A 17520-nucleotide genomic window follows, 5' to 3' on the forward strand; every position below is an offset into this window, starting at 1 on the left:
GGCTTCAGCGACTTGTTCGGCGGTGCCCACCAGTGAGGTGGAGTTGCCTTGGGCGCCGAGCAGCCCGGCAACTGCGGTCCACAACCGCTTATCCAGCCGCGAGCCTTGCGCCGCGGCTGCCAGCAACCGGCGTGAGCCTTCGTTCGGCGGTTCCCGTCGCACGAATCCGTTCTTCTCAGCCAGCGCCGTGGCCTGTTGCAAGATCGTCTCGGCGCGCGCCCACGCCAGTTCCTCGGTCTCGGCGAGGATCGGGCGCAACGACAAACTGAAGCGGATCGTGCGCCCATGCTTGGCCGCTTCGGCACGCACCTGAGTCACTACTTCTCGCACTTGCTCATAGGTTTCACCCCACAGCGCATACACGTCGGCATGTTTGCCCGCCACCGCAATCGCTGCCGCGGAGGAGCCACCGAAATACAGCGGAATATGCGGCTGCTGCGGTGACTTCACCGTCGAGTGCGCGCCTTCCACCTGGTAGTACGTACCCGCGAAATCGAAGGGCTGCTCGCTTGTCCATTCCTGGCGCACCACGCTGAGGTACTCGTCGGTGCGTGCGTAGCGTTCGTCCTTGCCGATGTGGCTGCCATCGGCGCGCAGTTCGCGGTCATCGCCACCGGTGATGATGTGCACGGCGGTGCGCCCGCCGTTGAAAACATCCAGGGTGCTGAACTGGCGCGCAGCCAGCGTCGGCTGGGCAAAGCCTGGGCGGTGGGCGATTAGAAACTGCAGTTTTTTGGTCACGCTGGCGGCATGCGCGGCGATCAACGTGCTGTCCGGGCTGCTGGAATGGAAGGCCACCAGGGCGCGGTCGAAGCCTGCCTCTTCGTGGGCGCGGGCCACGGTTTCGACGTAGTCCGGTTGCAGGGTGGGGCCGCTGCGCGGGTGGATCTCAGAGGCGTGATGGCCGCCGATATAGCCGATGAATTCAATGCTCATGGTTAGTCCTTGTCAGGTACGGGATCAACACCTCCTCCGGGCGTGGGGTCGGTCACTCGGCTCAAAAGTAAGGGCAGGCGCCGGGTCTGTAAAATGCCTGTTGGTTCTAACCTAAGTATTAAAATATGGAATTATCATTCGATTTATTTATTAGCAACACGCATTAAAAGGCGAGCTACAAGCTCAGCCGAATCTGCGCGCACAGCCCACCGCCCGCGCGATTGCTCAAGGTCAGTGAGCCACCGATCGCCACCGCCAGTTGCTGCGCAATCGCCAGGCCCAGACCGGTGCCGCCGGTGCCGCGATTGCGTGAGCTTTCTACCCGATAAAATGGCTGCATGACGCGCACCAGTTCGTCCTCGGCAATCCCGGGTCCGCGGTCCAATACGCTGATCGACAGCTGCCCGGTTGGCGTCGAGCCGACTGCCAGTTCTGCGCTGCCGGCGAATTTCAGCGCGTTGTCCAGCAGGTTCACCAACACCCGCCGCAAGGCGTGAGGGCGGGTGTCGAGCACCAGCGCACTTTTACCGGTGATGCTGACCTGCTTGTGCATGTCCTGATAATCAAACACCAGGCTGTCCAGAAACGCGTCGAGGTTGATGCGATGGCTGGCTTCGGTAGCACCGTGCACGCTGCGCGCGTAGGCCACGCCTTCACGCACCAGGTGTTCCATTTCCCCCAGGTCACTCCAGAGTTTGTCGCGGTCGGCAGACTCTTCCATGAACTCGGCGCGCAGTTTCATGCGGGTAATCGGCGTTTGAAGGTCGTGGGAAATGGCCGCGAGGATCTGCATGCGTTCCTTGAGGTATTCAGCGATGCGTTGTTGCATCTGGTTGAACGCCGCCGCCGCATGCGCCACTTCGGTCGGGCCGTGTTCGTCCAGCGGCGTCGGATGGGCGTTGGGGTCGAGGGTTTCTACCGCGCGGGCCAGGCGCGTCAGCGGGCGAATCGCCAGGCGAACGGCCAACCAGGTGCAGCCGAGCAACAGCGCCAATTGCAGGATCAGCACCACCGGCAACCAATATGCCACGGGCAGGGCCGCCGGGCGCACGTCGAGGGTGATCGGGTTGCCGTCGGTCAGGGTCAGGTGCGCCTGGAAGTGCTTCTGCAAGCCGGGAATGGTGCGAAAGGTCAACGCGTACTGCTCGCCCAGCGCATCCGCAATCGAGGTGGCGGCCATCGGCACGTCGTCACTGCTCATCGGCTCACCGGTCTCGCCGGCATTGAGCAGGTAATGGTAGTTCTGGCGGTCGATACGCGGCAGCCAACTGGCGCGCTCGTTGGCGGGCAGGCGGTCGAGGATTGCCACCGAGGTCGACACATCGTTCTCCAGGTTGCCGAGCATCGCGGTGCGCGCGCTGATATAGCGCTCGTAGAATTGCGCGCTGAACGACAACCCATGGGCGCACACCAGGCTGATCAGGAAGATCAGTGACAACTGCGACGCCAGCGTGCGCGGCCAACCCAACCGCCATTTCATTGCGTGGCTCCAAGGATTTCCACCGCCAGGGAAAACACATAACCCTCGCTGCGCACGGTCTTGATATACGCCGGTTCACGTGCGTCATCCAACAAGCGTTGGCGCAGGCGGCTGACCAGCAGGTCGATGGAGCGGTCGAACAGATCCGCGTCACGACCCTGGGTCAGGTTGAGCAGTTGGTCGCGGTTGAGCACGCGCTGCGGGTGATCGAGGAACACCCGCAGCAGGCGGTATTCGGCGCCGCTCAAGGCCACCAGTGTGTCGTCTTCGTCGAGCAAATGGCGGGCGGTGGTGTCCAGGCGCCAGCGCCCGAAGCGGATCAGCCGTCCGGTTTCACTCACCACCAGGTTCGGCGGCAGCATGCGTGTGCGGCGCAACACGGCGTTGATCCGTGCCAGCAGTTCGCGGGCGGAAAAGGGTTTGACCAGGTAATCGTCGGCGCCCATTTCCAGCCCGATGATGCGGTCGGTTTCATCGTTGCGCGCGGTGAGCATCAGCACCGGCGTGGCTTTGTGCTTGCCCACCCGCAGCTCGCGGCACAGCTGCAAACCGTCGTCGCCGGGCATCATGATGTCCAGCACGATCAGGTCAACCGGGGTGGTGTCGAGGAAGCTGCGCATCTGACGGCCATCGGCGACCACCGTGGTGCGCATGCCGTTTTTCTTCAGGTAATTGCCCACCAGTTCGCGGATCTCGCGGTCGTCATCGACGATCAGGATATGGTCGACATGGTCCATGCTGCGTTCCTCGTTAAATGCTCATGGGCCGCAGTCTAGCCATCGCCGCAGGCTTTGCCTTGTGCCCTTTGTATTGCAGTGTATCTGGCGATAACGAGATACACAGCGAGGCAAAAAAACCGATAGGCTAGCCTCCGGCGTCGTTCACCCGCTCGCCTAAGCTAATGCTAAAAAGGTATTTATTAAGGTTTTTTAAGATCGTTTAGCTTGGTTGCTCCAACCCAAGACGCTTATGGAGTGAGCCGCCGATGCTGCAATCAATCACCACCTTGCCGCTGCTGGATCTGTCGCAGCTTGACGGCACGCCTGAGCAACGCGGCGACTTTCTCGATGCATTGCGCTCTGCTGCACGGCAGGTCGGTTTTTTCTACCTGACCGGTCACGGCATCGACCCGGCGCTGCTGGCTCAGGTGCAGCAGCAGGCGCGCGCATTTTTTGCCTTGCCCGAGGCCGACAAACTGGCGGTCGGCATGCTCAACTCCGCGCACTTTCGCGGCTACAACCGCGCCGCGTCGGAGATCACTCGCGGCCAGCCAGACCTGCGCGAACAGTTTGACGTCGGCGCCGAACGCGAGCCGTTGAGTGAGGCTGAGCACCCGGCCGCGTGGGCCCGTCTGCAAGGCCCGAACCAATGGCCTGTGGCCTTACCCGAACTCAAACCCTTGGTGCTGGCCTGGCAGCAGGCAATGACGCACATGTCGTTGCGCTTGCTACGCGCCTTCGCCCAGGCCCTGTCGCTGCCCGAGCACGCGTTTGACGCACTGTACTGCGACCAACCCAACGAACACATCAAGCTGATTCGCTACCCCGGCCGCCACGCGCAACAAAGCCGCCAGGGCGTGGGCGCACACAAGGACTCCGGCTTTTTGAGCTTCCTGCTGCAGGACGAGCAGGCCGGTTTGCAGGTGGAAGTGGAGGAGGGCCGTTGGATTGATGCGTCGCCACGCCCCGCAACCTTGGTGGTGAATATCGGCGAACTGCTTGAGCTGGCCAGCAACGGTTACTTGCGCGCCACCGTACACCGCGTGGTGTCGCCGCCGCTGGGTAGCGAGCGCCTGTCCCTGGCGTTCTTCCTCGGCGCGCAGCTGGATGCGGTGGTGCCGGTGTATGACCTGGCCCCCGAACTGCTGCGTGATGCCCACGGCCCCACCAGTGACCCGCGCAACCCGTTGCTGCGCGATGTCGGCTGGAATTACCTCAAGGGCCGCCTGCGCTCGCACCCGGATGTCGCCCAACGTTTTTACGCCGACGCCACACTTCCCCACGCACTGTCCGCCTGATCAGGAGATCACCATGTTGAAGAAAACCGCACTGACGTTGGCGGCGTTGCTGGCCTCATTGAGTGTGTCGGCCGCCGATGCGTTGCGTGTCGCCGCCGACCCGATTCCCCACGCGCAGATCCTCGAGTATGTGCAGAAAATCGACCCGAGCCTGAACCTGAAAATCATCGAGATCCCCAGCGGCGTGAACTCCAACGAGCTGCTGGCGCACGGTGATGTCGACGCCAATTACTTCCAGCACCTGCCATTCCTTAACGCCCAGGAACAGGCCCTCGGCCAGAAGTTTGCCGTGGCCGCCACCGTGCATATCGAGCCGTTGGGCATCTATTCGCATCGCCACACACGTTTCGCTCAGGTGCCGGACAAAGGCACGGTGGCGGTGCCGAATAACGTCACCAACCTCAGCCGCGCCTTGTACCTGTTGCAAGCGAACGGCCTGATCACGCTCAAGCCGGGCTTCAATGACGCGTCCAAGGAGCAGGCCACGCCCAAGGACATCGCCGAGAACCCCAAGCACTTGAAGATTCTGGAGATTGAATCGCCGCAAATTCCGCGGGCGCTGGACGATGTGGACCTGGCGGTGATCAATGGCAACTTCGCTCTGGAAGCCGGGTTGGTGCCGGCCAAAGACGCCTTGGGCCTGGAGAAAGCCGAGGGCAACCCGTACGCGAATATCCTGGTGACCACACCAAAACTGGTCGATGACCCGCGCATCAAGCAGCTCGCCAAGGACCTGCGCTCGCCGGAGGTGGCCACGTTCATCAGCGAAAAATACGCGGGCTCCGTGATTCCGGTGGCGGCCAAATGATCGTCGTCGAGGGCGTCAGCAAAACCTACGCCGACGGCCAGCCGGCGGCGCTGGATAACGTGTCGTTGCAGATAAACGACGGCTCGATTTTTGGCATCGTCGGCCGCAGCGGGGCGGGTAAAAGTACCTTGTTGCGCTGCCTTAACCTGCTGGAGCGGCCCACCTGCGGGCGCATCCTTTTGGATGGCCAGGACCTGACCCAACTGAGCGACAAGCAACTGCGCGAGCAACGCCAGCGCATCGGCATGATCTTCCAGGGCTTCAACCTGCTGCATTCACGCACGGTGGCGGGCAACGTCGCGGTGCCGCTGGAAATCGCCCAGGTGCCCAAGGTCGAGCGCGCGGCGCGGGTGGCCGAGTTGCTGGCGTTGGTGGGTTTGAGTGACAAGGCTGGGGCGTTTCCTTCGCAGCTTTCCGGTGGGCAGAAACAACGTGTGGGCATTGCCCGGGCATTGGCGGCGCGTCCGGCCTATTTGTTATCGGATGAGGCCACCAGCGCGCTGGACCCGCAAACCACCGCGTCGATTCTTGAGTTGTTGCGCGACATCAATCGGCAGTTGGGCGTGACCATCGTGTTGATCACCCATGAACTCGACGTGGTCAAGACCATCTGTGACAGCGCAGTGTCGCTGGCCGATGGCCGCGTGGTGGAAAGCGGCACGCTGCTGCAGTTGCAAGCCGACCCGACATCGCGCCTGGGCCGTTCGCTGGCGCCAACCCTGCCCGTGGTGAGGGCCGTATGAAAACCGACTGGAACGAGATTGTTCAACTGCTGCTCAACGCCACCGGCGAAACCCTGTACATGGTGCTGCTGGCGGGCCTGTTCACGCTGTTGATCGGCTTGCCGCTGGGCGTGGTGCTGTTTGTCAGCCGACGCGGCGGTTTACTGCCTTTGCCACGGCTCAACCGGGTGTTGGGCGCCGTGATCAACCTGGGGCGATCATTGCCGTTTGTGGTGATGCTGATCGCGTTGATCCCGCTGACGCGCCTGATCGTCGGCACCACATTGGGCAGTACGGCGGCCGTGGTGCCGATTACGATTGGCGCTTTTCCTTTTTTTGCGCGCATTGTCGAGACCGCCCTGGATGAAGTGGACAAGGGGCGCATAGAAGCCATCGTCGCCATGGGCGGTGACGTGCGCCATGTGATCCTCAAAGTGCTGCTGCCGGAAGCCTTGCCCGCGCTGGTGGCCGGGGTCACGCTGACGCTGGTGATGCTGATCGGCTTTTCCTCCATGGCTGGCGTGATCGGTGGCGGCGGGCTGGGCGACCTGGCGATTCGTTATGGTTATCAGCGGTTCAACAACCAGATCATGGTGGTCACGGTCATCGTGCTGGTGGTGCTGGTGCAGGGCGTGCAAAGCCTGGGGGATCGCTGTGTGAGGTCGCTGGCGCACCGCCGATAAACGGTTATGTACTAATGAATTTTTAATATTTCTAGTTATATGCGCGGCTGGGTAAAGTCACCTTCACTTCTTTATCTCGCCGCCGGGAAATTGTTCATGAACCGTCCCCACGGGCAGCCCACGCCGATCCTGACCTTGCCCCAGGGCGAAAAAGACCCGCTGTCGATCCGTGCCAAGGCGCTGGTGTTTTCCGACCCGCGCTCGTTGCAACTGCTCGATTATTTGAAACGCGTCGGCCCCAGCGAAGCGCCGGTGTTGATCAATGGCGAAACCGGCACCGGCAAGGAGCTGGTGGCGCGCTACATCCACAGCGCCAGCGGCCGCACTGGCGCGTTTGTGCCGGTGAACTGCGGCGCGATCAGCGAGAACCTGGCCGAAAGCGAGTTTTTCGGGCATGAAGCCGGCTCGTTTTCCGGTGCTTCCGGGCGGCGGATCGGTTGGTTTGAAGAGGCCGATGGCGGCACCCTGTTCCTGGATGAAATCGGCGACCTGCCACTGCCTCTGCAGGTCAAGTTGCTGCGTGTGCTGCAGGAACAGGAGGTGGTGCGGGTCGGCTCGCGCAAGCCGGTCAAGATCAATATCCGCCTGGTGACCGCCACCAACATCGACCTGGAACAGGCGGTGGAGGCCGGCAATTTTCGTCTGGACCTGTTTTACCGCATCAACGTTGCGCAGGTGCAGGTGCTGCCGCTGCGCGAGCGGCCGCTGGACATCTTGCCGCTGGTGGAGCACTTTCGCCGGTTGTACAGCGCCAAGCTCAAGATCGCCGAGCCGATGCTCTCCGAATCCGCCACCCAGGCGCTGCTGGAGTACCCGTGGCCGGGCAATATCCGCGAGCTGGAAAACGTCGTGCACCTGGCGCTGCTGGTGGCCGGCGACAAGCCGATCATGCCCAGCCACCTGAAGTTCTCCGCCGGGCTCAGCGCGCTCCACGCGAGCGCCAATAGTGGTGCGCCGCGGATCCCGCAGGAGGTGATGCGCGAGCAGCTGTTGAGGTTGTTCGAGGTGCCGGGAGACACCTTGCTGCACGATATCGAGGACCTGATCGTGCGCGAGGCGTTTGCGTTTTGTGGCTTCAACCAACTGCGCACCGCGGACTTGCTGGGGATCACCCGCAACGCGATGCGCACCTTGCTGGTCAACCACGGCATGCTCAAGGGGCGCGCACGGCCTTGAGCAGCAGTGTCTCGAATAGCTGCTGCGCGCGCGGTTCATCACTGTGGGCGACATTAAAACGCATCGCATTGAGGTGCGCCGGGTCATAACCGAACAAGGCGCCCGGCGCCAGAACCATGCTGTGTTTCAACGCGTGCTGGGCCAGCAGTTCGCCGTCCACCGCCTGCGGCAGCCGCGCCCAGATAAACATCCCGCCCTCATACGCCATCGGCAGCTCGCACCCGCAACGCTTAAGCCATTGCTCGACGCGTCCGCCGGACTCCATCAACCGTTGCACCATGCGCTTGCGATGCCTGGCGTAGCTGCCTTCGCTGAGCATGCGATAGACCAGTTGCTCGAACAGCTCTGAGGTCACGCCACCGCTCATCAACTTCATGTTGGTCAGGTTCGCCGCCAGTTGCGGCGCGGCCACCACATAGCTGACGCGGGTGTTGGCGCTCAGAATCTTGGAGAAACCAGACAGGTACGTGACCTGGTCCAGCCCGGCGAGAGCCGCCAGGCGCGGGGGCGGGCTGGGGTGCAGGTCGCCGTAGAGGTCATCCTCGACGATATGGCAATGGTATTGCTGAGTCAGTTGCAGCAGGCGAAACGCCTGGCTGGGGCTGAAGGAATGGCCGGTGGGGTTATGCAGCACGCTGGTGGTCAGGTACAGACTGGGGCGGTGTTCGGCCAGCAGTGCTTCAAGGGCGGCGAAGTCAAAGCCGTCGGGGCGGCGCTCGATGGTCACTACGTTGACGCCGTGCAAGGCCAGGTTGGCGTGGAAGTTGAAGTAGCACGGCGCGTCCAGCAGCACGGTGTCGCCGGGGCGGGCGAGCAGGCGCATGAGCATGTCCAGGCCTTGCACGGTGTTGGGCGTGGTGATGATTTGTTCCACCGGCACTGACAGGCCTTCAGCGTGCAGCTTTTGTTGCAGCGCCTGGCGCAGCGGCAACAGCCCGGCCGGCGCGCCCAGCCCGGCGATGCGCAACGACGGCGCGCGCACCACACTGCGCAGGGCGTGGCGGATGGCGTCGTTGTTCAGCCAGCTCTCCGGCAAGTGCCCGCTGCCGGGACGCAGCTCGCCGCCGGCGGTGACCAAAGGGCGGCGCAACACGCTGAGCAGGTCTTGGGGCAACAGGTCGACCCAGGTCATCGAGGCGGGGCGGGCGCTGTCCATCGCCACGAAGTAGCCGCGGCCCTGGCTGGAGGTCAGCAGGTTACGTCCGCGCAGGCGGTCCAGCGCTTCATTGAGGGTGAATTTGCCCACGCCCAGGGTCTGGGTCAATTCACGCACCGACGGCAATTTGCTGCCCGGCGCCCAGTCACCGTGCTCGATGGCCTGGCTGAACGCGTCGACAATCTGCTGAACCTTGGGTGTGCCGTCAACAAAGGCGATGGCGGGTACAAACATAAACCTTCCTGGTATTTGCCGGTTATTTTACCGGTGATTGTTACCGGTAAAGTTCGGCCGGATTAGGCATTACTTTACCTGCCCTGTGCAAGGCTGCCGCTCTAGACTGCGGGCCATCAATGACAGGGATTACGTGATGGACAGCCAACTGATCAACCCCGGCGCGCCGTTCTGCCTGGGGGTGGCCCAGCATAAATACCTGGGGGCCGAAAAGGGCCTGCAAAGCGCCATGGAAGGGGGCTACAGCCACTGGTACATCGACGCCAGCCTGTTAGGCGAAAGGGTCGAGGACTGGACTGATGCGCGCATCGCCAGCCTGCAGGAGAAGATCGCCGCCAGCGGTGTTCAGCCAATATTCCACAGTAACTTCAAGGCGCCGCTGGGCAGCGATGTCGGCGCTTTTCGTGCGGCGGCGGTGGAGTACGTGGAAAGAGAGGTCGATGTTGCCAGCCGTCTGGGCGCGCCGTTGATCATCCACGGCGGCTGCATCGTGGGTCCGCAAAGGGTGCTGGAGGCCAAGGACATCGCCCTTGAGCATTACCTCAAATCGGTCAAGGAGCTGGCGCAGTACGCCGAGGCCAAGGGCACGGATATCTACCTGGAGAGTCTGTCCAACTACGTCAACTACCGGATTTTCACCCACCCAGCGCAATTCGCCTTTGTGTTCGAGCACCTGCAAGCGCACAGCAATGTGTACTGCTTGCTCGACGCCGGCCACACACACATCGACAGCCGCTTGCCCGCGCAAGTGATGCGCAAGTACCCCGCGCTGATCAAGGGTATTTCCTTCAGCAACCACAAGGAGGGGCACGACGTCGACAACTGCGCGTACGCCGAGGTGCTGCGAGCTATCGTCGAGACGAACTGGAAAGGCCTGGTGGCCTTTGAAACCTGTCACCACAGTGCGCAGGCCGCCCTGGCCGACCTGGCGCGCACCTTCGCCGTTGTTTCTGCCAACCCGGGTCTGGGCTCATGACCAGTACGTTGACGCTTTCTTCGTTTCTCTATTTTCTGCTGTTTTGCGCCACCATGACCTTCAGCCCCGGCCCGATGACCCTGCTGCTGTTAAGCCTGGGGTTGAAGGACGGCCTGCGCAGCTCGATCCCGGCGCAGATCGGCGCCAGTGTGTCGTACCTGATTTCGATCCTGATCTTTGCCGTAGGCTTCTCGCAATTGATCAAAGGCAACCTTGCCATCACCCAGACCCTCCAGTGTGTGGGTGTGGCCTACATCCTCTACCTGGCCTACCGGCAGTGGACCAGCAGCGGCGTATCGATCAACCGGGACGGTGCCGCGCAGGGCGCGCGCAGCCTGTTCGGCAAGGGCTTGCTGACCGGGTTTTCCAACCCCAAGACGCTCATCATGTTCAGCGCTGTGTTCCCACAGTTTGCCGGGGCGGGAGGGCACAGCCGCGCGGCAGATATCGCCATCCTCGGGCTGACGTTCCTGTTGCTGCAGTTTGCCAGCGGCTGCCTGTATTGCTATTTCGGCCAACGCATCAAACACGTGCTGGAAACCCCCAGGCGGCGGGTGTTGCTGCAACGGGTCACGGCGGTGCTGTTGCTGGGTGTGGCGCTGATGCTGGCGCGCGGTTTTTCGCACTGAGGGCGCGATTAGCAGGTTTATGAGCGGTAGTGGCGATTTGACGTTGCCCTGATAGACTCCAGGCATTCATCCAGGATCACACCAAGCCATGTCAACCGCCGGAGGAAATGGACTTCCGCTCGCTTCACGGTTGTATAAGTCGCGCACGCTGGGGCTGACGCTCGGTTTTGTGTGCGTGGTGTTTGGCATGTACCCCCTGCATCCCCCGCTGTGGGTGTGGGCGTGGATGCTGATCAACGCCTTTGTCTGGCCGCACATTGCCTATCAATGGTCGCGCCGCGCCAGCAACTCACTGCGCAGCGAACGCCGTAACCTGTTGTTTGATTCCTTTTGCGGCGGGTTCTGGGTCGGCGCCATGCACTTCAACCCGTTGCCCAGTGTCACCACGCTGTCGATGATGACCATGAACAACGTCGCCATTGGCGGGCCGCGCTTCATGCTGGCGGGCTGGGTGGCGCAGGCCTTGGGTGTCGGCGCGTCGTTGCTGGTGTTCGCCCCGTCGTTCATTGCCGTTACCACTGAAACCCAGCTTTACGCCTGCTTGCCGATTCTGATGGTGTACCCGCTGGTTCTGGGCTGGATCTGCTATCGCCAGGCCGTGACCCTCGCCCGGCACAAACGCGAGTTGCTGGCGCTGAGCCGCACCGACAGCCTGTCCGGCCTGCTTAACCACGGTGCCTGGAAGGACCACCTGGAGATCGAATTCCAACGCTGTCGCAGAGAGCAGGTGGGCGCGGCCATTGCGCTGATCGACATCGACCATTTCAAGACTATCAACGACACCTACGGCCACGTTACCGGCGATATCGTGCTGCGCCAACTGAGCAAAGTGCTGCGACAGAACCTGCGCACCACCGACCTTGCCGGGCGCTATGGCGGCGATGAGTTCTGCGTGATCCTGCCGGACATGCCCCTGCACCGCGCCACCGAAGTGATGGACGCCTTGCGCGACCGCTTCAACGCATTGGCGTACACCCAAGACCCGACACTGCGCGCCAGCCTGAGCATTGGCCTGGCGCCGTATCAACCTGCGCACGCGGATTCGACCAGTTGGCTCAACGACGCCGACCAGGCGTTGTATGAGGCCAAGAGCAGCGGGCGCAACCGTGTGAGTTCAGTGCAAGGGAGTTGGTTGCGATCGGTCTAGTGGGGTAGGGTGTTGGCGCACCCCCCAACAAAAAAACAAGGATCGGTCCATGCTCTTCACCTTCTCCCGTACCCTCCTGGCCGCGACCCTGGCCATGTCCTTCGCCGTGCCGGCCTACAGCGCCGAACCTTACAAGCAGATCCAGGCCGGCGCCGAACAATACAAGGCCCCAGCGCTGAAGCTGCTTGAGCGTCTGGTGAATATCGATTCGGGCTCCGGCTACGAGCCCGGCCTGACCCAAGTGCGCGACATCGCCGTAGAAGAATTGAAGCAGCTCGGTTTCAGCATCGAGCTGGTGCCGGACAAAGCGGCCAACAACAGTCACGTGATCGCCACCCTCAAAGGCACCGGCAAAGCCAAGATTTTGCTGATGGCCCACATGGACACGGTGTTCAAGGAAGGTTCGGCCGCCGAACGCCCGTTCCACATCAAGGACGGCCGCGCCTATGGCCCCGGTGTGATGGACGACAAAGGCGGCATCGTCGCTGGCATCTATGCGCTGAAGGTGCTGAAAGATCAGGGTTTCAAGGACTACGCACAGATCACCTTCCTGCTCGATGCCAGCGAAGAAACCGGCTCCGACGCTGCCTCCGAACTGATTCGCACCACCGCCAAGGGCCACGACGTCACCCTCAACCTCGAGCCCGGCCGCCCAGCCGACGGCCTGGTGGTATGGCGCAAAGGCAGCGCCACCGCCGTGGTTGAAGTCAAAGGCAAAGCTGCCCACGCCGGCGTCGCCCCGGAACTGGGGCGCAACGCCGCGATGGAAGCGGCGCACCAGATCCTGCAACTGGGCAAACTGGGCGACGAAGAGAAGAAAACCACCATCAACTTCACCGTGCTCAAGGCCGGCGACCGCGTCAACGTCATCCCCGACCAGGCGACGGCCAAGGCGGACGTACGCGCGGCATTGCCGGAAGAGTTCGACCGGATCGAGAAGGACCTGGCCCGTGTTTCGGCGAATAAGTTGATTGCGGACACCGAAGTGAAAACCAGTTTGCTGCGCGGTTTACCGCCAATGCCGCAGACGCCGGAGTCGGACAAGCTGGTCGCAATCGCCCAGGGGATTTACGGGGAGTTGGGGCGTAAGTTGACCATCGAAGGCAGCGGCGGGGCAGCGGATGCCAGTTTGTCTGCCGGGGTCGGGACACCGACGCTGGATGGGTTCGGGATTGTCGGTGGCAACATACATACCCCAGAGGAATATGCGGAAGTGGAGAGTGTAGCGCCGCGAATTTACTTGCTTAGCCGGATGATTATGGAGCTTTCGAAGCGTTGATTGGGGCGCTGGGTTCACTCATTTTTTGAGGGTGAACCTCGCTATCCGGTGAGTAGGCCTGTTGTGACTAGCGGTTTTATTGTGGCGAGCAGGCTTGCCCTGCGTTGGGCTGCGCAGCAGGCCCGAAACTGGCGACGCGGTTTTGGCTTTAGAAGCGCGTCGCCCTTGTTGGGGCTTGAGTCCCACGCAGGGCAAGCCTGCTCGCCACAGTATTTCAAGGCGCATCAGTGATGCCGGTGGCATTCACCATGTGGATTGGTCTTCGAGGCTGGCTTTTTGGAGGTCGTCTTTCCAGGCCTCGTTGACTAATTGGTAGATGTCGGTGAATTACTCACGAGGATCTATTATTTCGACTTGCTGGGAGGTGCATCAGCCGACACGAACATTTACCCATTAGTTTCTATTCACAAATAGTTGCGAAGTCAATATAGCCTTCAAATGAAAGGCATGCGATCCACGTCATCGGTTCCGGCACGATGTAGGTGTGCTGAGGAAATTCAGAGAGGATTTTCACCACCTGACTCAGGTCTCTATGATCGACTAAATAACCGTCCGAGCATACGTCGCCGACGAAGTACAGGTTTTCGTTGGTTACTTTGTTGAACTCTTCGATCAGTAGCGATATAGCCAGATCTGAGGCTTGAAGTCCAAAGTTAATGCTATTTGTTAACTTGCTCCAGGCAATTTGGCTTCCGGAGAAAGGCATTGTCATCATTGATGCTATCGACTATTGCTTCATGCTTAGCTTCAGAGAGAACGGTAAAATTTATATTGAAGCTTTTAAACTCTTTAATGAGTTCTTCATCAAAATAGTTTATTTGTTTCAAACCTTTTGGCCAGCTTTATTACCATTTTTTGGTTTGCATCGAAAAGATAATGCGGCCCTTTTTTCTTGGCAGACCAGACGTTTATATGAGCGCCACTTCTATCGTCGTGTTCAATGCGGAAGCCAGTTTTACGTGATGAGCGGGCTTGCCCACCGTTGGGCTGCGTAGCAGCCCCAAAACTGGACGCTTATCGGCCGGTTAAATCGCGTCGCCCCTCTTTTGGCTGCCGGACGACCCAGCGCGGTCAAGCTCGCCAAAGGGGCCAAAGATTGATTGGTTTATAAGTTTGTTTTCTTTATTTTTTATTTGAGGCTTTACTACTTTCCAATGCTGAAGCAACGTGCCTCAACCACGTTCGGGCGCTCTCCCATTCGTTAAGGTAATAGTAGTAGCATCCAATATCAGCGAATAAATAATCTTGGAGCTCTTGTTCGGTTTTTTGGGTTGTTATCAATCTATGTAATTCTGATTGCACTTTGAATAATGTGTCTGCAGAGACGTCAGAGATAAAGAAGTCAATTACATCGCTCGCGCTCTTGTGGTCTTCCATCCAATCCTGATTGAAATACCCTGCAAGGAATTGCTGTAGCTCGGGATAGTCTTGGTTCATGGGTTTGGAAATCCAGTATGAATTCGGTAACCATTATGCATGTTTTCATCTCTGCGAATGATAAGGTGGATTTCTGTTCCCGGAACGGCTGCTGTCGTGTTCTTTTTAAAGCTAGTACCTATAGGTTCTTCAGTTTTTTGAATAATGACGATCTGATTGTTTTGCCCTGCAAGGAAGTTATTTATTTGGGTTTTGTTGTCATCTAGTACATTTGATACTGCGAACTCTGCTGTGGCGCGATCATGAAAAGTAGAAGCCGCTGGGATATTTGGTTCCTGCTGTAATCGATCCAGCAATTGTCTATCAGTTCGACCGATATGCTTTTGCATTAGATGCCCTCCTGCCCGCTCGTGCGCGGCTAAACCTCCTCCTGGAACTATTTTGCTGTACGGACCTTCAGGACAGTTCGTGTTCTTACAACTCAGTCCCAACGGATCTACCCACCCCGTCGGGTTAGGTACGTACTGGTACGCATTGATCCCACCCGCCAGCTTCACCGGGTCCGGTGTCAGGTAACGACCAATGTCTGGATTGTAGTAGCGATGGCGGTTGTAGTGCAGGCCGCTTTCTTCGTCGAGGTATTGGCCTTGGAAGCGCAGCGGGTTGTCGACTTTGTTTATGTCGAGGCGACTGATCTGGCCATAGGCACGGTAGTGCGCGGACCAGACGATTTCGCCGTCGGGGGCGGTGAGTTCTTGCGGTGTGCCGAGGTGGTCCAGTTGATAGTGGAAGGGCTGGGTGTCTTTCGGGCCGAAACCTTCCAGCAGTGCTAAGGGCCGAAAGCTGTCCGGTTCGTAGATATAACTGCGATGCCTGTCCGCGTGATGCTCCGCAACCAGCTTGTCGCCTTGCCAGAAAAACTCCGTGGTTAGGTCGTCGACGGTTTTGCTGATACGCCGACCAAACGGGTCATAGTGATAACTGGCGGTTTGCCCGTTGGGCTGGGTGATACCAATCAGCCGATGCTGGCAGTCGTAGCGATACTCGGTGACGAGTTGGTGGTCTTTACCGCGTCTTTGGCGGGTCAGGTTGCCAAACGCGTCATAGTCATAATGATGATCGCCCTGAATCATCAACCGATTCCCCGCCACGATGTCCGGCCCGGGGCGGTATTGCATCAGCAGGTTGCCGGCCGGGTCGTGGCCGAAGCGCTCTTGCTGGTCTTGCGAGTGATCCGCTCGAGTCAGGCGGGCGAGGGGATCGTAGTGGTAGTGGTGTTCGCCTTTGCGGGTGTCGAGCAGGCGGGTGAGGTTGCCGGTTTTGTCGTAGTCGTAGTGGCGGCGGTAGAGCTTGTGTTCCTCTTGCCTCACCGCGTGGGCGTGGAGACGGTTTTGGTCGTCATAGTCGTAGTGGCTGAGGAGCTGGCCTTGTTGGCGTTGGCGTTCTTTTCCGGTTTTAAACAGGTGAGAGGTGAGGGTTTTGCCGTTCAGCTCGACGGTGGCGAGGTGGCCGCTTTTGTCGTGGTTGAAGGTGAGGCGGTTGTTATCCGGCAGGCGCAGGTTTTTCAGCTGGCCGCAGGCGCCGCTGCATCTCCCTGCGGGTTCTTCGCAGCGGCCGGCACATCATCCACATGTTCCTGGCGCACCAACGCCGTCCGCTGCGTCTTGCTGCGAACCGCAGGCACCGGGTTGGATACCAACTGATCCCCAGCCTTTAACGGCGCAACCGGCACCGTCTTGATCGGCGTCGCCGCACTACTCAGCAGCAACGGCTTAACCACCTCGGCATGTGACTCCAACCGGGGCATCACCAGCTTTTTAGCCAGCAACTCCAGCAGATCCCGCCCGCGTCCAGACTTCATGTGCCCCAGCACCTGCGTACCCAGACGCACCGCCACGCCCATACCCGCCGTCGCCCAGATCAGCAGCAGGTTGATCAACACCTCGCCAGTGATTTGCCCCATCAGCTCATTCATTTCTTGCGGTGGCAGCATGCGCATCCAGCTGACCATCGCCGACACATAAATGAACAACAGCGGCTCATCGCTGAGCACCAGCAGGCCGATGGCGATCGCGTCGTTGCCGAGCTTCAGCAGCTCATCGAGTTCGGTTTGGGAGATGTAGTGCAGCAACTTTTCGCTGTTAGGCTTGATGTCCGCCAACATGTCGTACAGCTGCGTTATGTTGTCCCACAGGCTGTAAAGCGCTTTGCCCATGCCATTGAGAAAGGCTGCCTCCAGCAGCCGACGCCGGTCCAGCGGAGTAGCGTCCGTATAGGTTTTCCACTGCGCCTGAAACGTGCCGTTCCACTCGTCGCGCAGACGCACGTCCAGATCTCCGATCACCGACTGATAAGACGCATACAGCGCCTTGACGTGATCCTTGGAAACGTTGGGATAGAAATTGATTCGGTACTGCTGGTTGCGATCACACTCGGTGATTTCGAGAATGCCGCTGGGGCCGATGGTCTTGTGGATCGGCTCGCCCAGGGGGCCACCGTTGGGGTCGATGCGTTGCAACACCACGGGCGTGTTGCCAATGGGCACGAACTGAGTACTCTGGAACATGTGCACCAGGGTCAACGTGCCGTTGGCCTGGCAGGTGGCGACGGTGCTGCTGGGAATGATCGAGCGGTTGATGGGGGCGACCAGCGCCACTTCCTCCCCGACTTTAAACACCTGCTCGACATCCAGCGCCGAAAAGCTCCAGAAGCTGGACGCCCATTCATCAAAGGTGTTCAGGCATTCCCGAAAGTCACGCAAGACGGTTTCAACATCGACCGTCTTTGCATCCATTGGGGCCAGGGCCAGCCTGCCGATGGCCGTGTTCAAGCGACAGCCCCATGAACCGAGGCTTTAACCAAAGAAACCATCTGCAATCCCTCGCACTGTGTGATCAGGC

General features: G+C 60.1%; 15 protein-coding genes and 2 pseudogenes. 10 read left to right on the top strand and 7 right to left on the bottom strand.

All coding sequences use genetic code 11. From position 1 onward, the window contains the following. The 3 genes from AC19YS_RS28840 to AC19YS_RS28850 all read right to left on the bottom strand — a co-directional run. On the bottom strand, positions 1–936 hold a 936-nt coding region (locus tag AC19YS_RS28840; RefSeq protein WP_500603215.1), incomplete at its 3' end, for an LLM class flavin-dependent oxidoreductase. A gap of 175 nt (positions 937–1111) precedes the next feature. Further along, positions 1112–2416: an ATP-binding protein gene (locus AC19YS_RS28845; RefSeq protein ID WP_500603216.1), complete on the bottom strand. Its 1305-nt coding sequence runs from the start codon at positions 2414–2416 to the stop codon at positions 1112–1114. Further along, on the bottom strand, positions 2413–3153 hold the full coding sequence (locus tag AC19YS_RS28850; protein WP_106580205.1) for a response regulator: 741 nt from the start codon (positions 3151–3153) through the stop codon (positions 2413–2415). Before AC19YS_RS28850 ends, AC19YS_RS28845 begins: the two co-directional genes overlap by 4 nt. Positions 3154–3401: 248 nt before the next feature. Between AC19YS_RS28850 and AC19YS_RS28855 the strand changes: the two genes are divergently transcribed. The 5 genes from AC19YS_RS28855 (at position 3402) to AC19YS_RS28875 (ending at position 7822) form a co-directional block, all read left to right on the top strand. After that, positions 3402–4433: an isopenicillin N synthase family dioxygenase gene (locus AC19YS_RS28855; protein WP_500603217.1), complete on the top strand. Its 1032-nt coding sequence runs from the start codon at positions 3402–3404 to the stop codon at positions 4431–4433. A 13-nt stretch (positions 4434–4446) separates the two neighbouring features. After that, positions 4447–5241 (top strand): MetQ/NlpA family ABC transporter substrate-binding protein, encoded by a 795-nt coding sequence (locus AC19YS_RS28860; RefSeq protein ID WP_500603218.1) that lies wholly within the window; start codon positions 4447–4449, stop codon positions 5239–5241. After that, positions 5238–5984, top strand: coding sequence for a methionine ABC transporter ATP-binding protein (locus AC19YS_RS28865; protein WP_500603219.1), 747 nt, complete (start codon positions 5238–5240; stop codon positions 5982–5984). Before AC19YS_RS28860 ends, AC19YS_RS28865 begins: the two co-directional genes overlap by 4 nt. Beyond that, on the top strand, positions 5981–6646 hold the full coding sequence (locus AC19YS_RS28870; protein ID WP_500603220.1) for a methionine ABC transporter permease: 666 nt from the start codon (positions 5981–5983) through the stop codon (positions 6644–6646). Before AC19YS_RS28865 ends, AC19YS_RS28870 begins: the two co-directional genes overlap by 4 nt. A gap of 96 nt (positions 6647–6742) precedes the next feature. Continuing rightward, positions 6743–7822: a sigma-54 interaction domain-containing protein gene (locus AC19YS_RS28875; RefSeq protein WP_106580200.1), complete on the top strand. Its 1080-nt coding sequence runs from the start codon at positions 6743–6745 to the stop codon at positions 7820–7822. Here the strand turns inward: AC19YS_RS28875 and AC19YS_RS28880 are convergent. After that, on the bottom strand, positions 7800–9212 hold the full coding sequence (locus AC19YS_RS28880; protein ID WP_500603221.1) for an aminotransferase-like domain-containing protein: 1413 nt from the start codon (positions 9210–9212) through the stop codon (positions 7800–7802). The two genes, AC19YS_RS28875 and AC19YS_RS28880, sit on opposite strands and share 23 nt — an antisense overlap. A 136-nt stretch (positions 9213–9348) precedes the next feature. Here AC19YS_RS28880 and AC19YS_RS28885 point away from each other — a divergent pair, with 136 nt between their 5' ends. The 5 genes from AC19YS_RS28885 to AC19YS_RS28905 all read left to right on the top strand — a co-directional run bounded on the left by AC19YS_RS28885 (position 9349) and on the right by AC19YS_RS28905 (position 14238). Continuing rightward, complete coding sequence (locus AC19YS_RS28885; protein WP_500603222.1) at positions 9349–10188, top strand: sugar phosphate isomerase/epimerase family protein; 840 nt, start codon at positions 9349–9351, stop codon at positions 10186–10188. Next, positions 10185–10817, top strand: a complete 633-nt coding sequence (locus AC19YS_RS28890) for a LysE family translocator (protein WP_106580197.1) — start codon at positions 10185–10187, stop codon at positions 10815–10817. Before AC19YS_RS28885 ends, AC19YS_RS28890 begins: the two co-directional genes overlap by 4 nt. An 88-nt stretch (positions 10818–10905) precedes the next feature. Further along, positions 10906–11964 (top strand): diguanylate cyclase, encoded by a 1059-nt coding sequence (locus AC19YS_RS28895; RefSeq protein ID WP_500603223.1) that lies wholly within the window; start codon positions 10906–10908, stop codon positions 11962–11964. A gap of 49 nt (positions 11965–12013) precedes the next feature. After that, positions 12014–13243 (top strand): M20/M25/M40 family metallo-hydrolase, encoded by a 1230-nt coding sequence (locus AC19YS_RS28900; RefSeq protein ID WP_169366417.1) that lies wholly within the window; start codon positions 12014–12016, stop codon positions 13241–13243. A gap of 656 nt (positions 13244–13899) precedes the next feature. Next, positions 13900–14238: a hypothetical protein gene (locus AC19YS_RS28905; protein ID WP_500603224.1), complete on the top strand. Its 339-nt coding sequence runs from the start codon at positions 13900–13902 to the stop codon at positions 14236–14238. A 127-nt stretch (positions 14239–14365) separates the two neighbouring features. On the opposite strand, the gene AC19YS_RS28910 is transcribed toward AC19YS_RS28905, so the two are convergent. From AC19YS_RS28910 to AC19YS_RS28920, 3 genes and pseudogenes are all read right to left on the bottom strand, one after another. Beyond that, positions 14366–14680: a contact-dependent growth inhibition system immunity protein gene (locus tag AC19YS_RS28910; RefSeq protein ID WP_200625738.1), complete on the bottom strand. Its 315-nt coding sequence runs from the start codon at positions 14678–14680 to the stop codon at positions 14366–14368. After that, positions 14677–16200: pseudogene (locus AC19YS_RS28915) on the bottom strand (RNase A-like domain-containing protein); the annotation flags it as partial. The gene AC19YS_RS28910 and the pseudogene AC19YS_RS28915, both read right to left, overlap by 4 nt. Beyond that, positions 16194–17414 (bottom strand): annotated as a pseudogene (locus AC19YS_RS28920) (type IV secretion protein Rhs); the annotation flags it as partial. The pseudogenes AC19YS_RS28915 and AC19YS_RS28920, both read right to left, overlap by 7 nt. Between the last annotated feature and the right edge of the window lie 106 nt (positions 17415–17520).

This window comes from Pseudomonas sp. MF08831, assembly GCF_059862645.1.

Excerpts from the sequence above, each read along its gene's own strand:
- AC19YS_RS28845 (WP_500603216.1), bottom strand. The coding sequence starts at position 2,416 with ATGAAATGGCGGTTGGGTTGGCCGCGCACGCTGGCGTCGCAGTTGTCA.
- AC19YS_RS28850 (WP_106580205.1), bottom strand. The coding sequence starts at position 3,153 with ATGGACCATGTCGACCATATCCTGATCGTCGATGACGACCGCGAGATC.
- AC19YS_RS28855 (WP_500603217.1), top strand. The coding sequence starts at position 3,402 with ATGCTGCAATCAATCACCACCTTGCCGCTGCTGGATCTGTCGCAGCTT.
- AC19YS_RS28860 (WP_500603218.1), top strand. The coding sequence starts at position 4,447 with ATGTTGAAGAAAACCGCACTGACGTTGGCGGCGTTGCTGGCCTCATTG.
- AC19YS_RS28865 (WP_500603219.1), top strand. The coding sequence starts at position 5,238 with ATGATCGTCGTCGAGGGCGTCAGCAAAACCTACGCCGACGGCCAGCCG.
- AC19YS_RS28870 (WP_500603220.1), top strand. The coding sequence starts at position 5,981 with ATGAAAACCGACTGGAACGAGATTGTTCAACTGCTGCTCAACGCCACC.
- AC19YS_RS28875 (WP_106580200.1), top strand. The coding sequence starts at position 6,743 with ATGAACCGTCCCCACGGGCAGCCCACGCCGATCCTGACCTTGCCCCAG.
- AC19YS_RS28880 (WP_500603221.1), bottom strand. The coding sequence starts at position 9,212 with ATGTTTGTACCCGCCATCGCCTTTGTTGACGGCACACCCAAGGTTCAG.
- AC19YS_RS28885 (WP_500603222.1), top strand. The coding sequence starts at position 9,349 with ATGGACAGCCAACTGATCAACCCCGGCGCGCCGTTCTGCCTGGGGGTG.
- AC19YS_RS28890 (WP_106580197.1), top strand. The coding sequence starts at position 10,185 with ATGACCAGTACGTTGACGCTTTCTTCGTTTCTCTATTTTCTGCTGTTT.
- AC19YS_RS28895 (WP_500603223.1), top strand. The coding sequence starts at position 10,906 with ATGTCAACCGCCGGAGGAAATGGACTTCCGCTCGCTTCACGGTTGTAT.
- AC19YS_RS28900 (WP_169366417.1), top strand. The coding sequence starts at position 12,014 with ATGCTCTTCACCTTCTCCCGTACCCTCCTGGCCGCGACCCTGGCCATG.
- AC19YS_RS28905 (WP_500603224.1), top strand. The coding sequence starts at position 13,900 with ATGCTATTTGTTAACTTGCTCCAGGCAATTTGGCTTCCGGAGAAAGGC.
- AC19YS_RS28910 (WP_200625738.1), bottom strand. The coding sequence starts at position 14,680 with ATGAACCAAGACTATCCCGAGCTACAGCAATTCCTTGCAGGGTATTTC.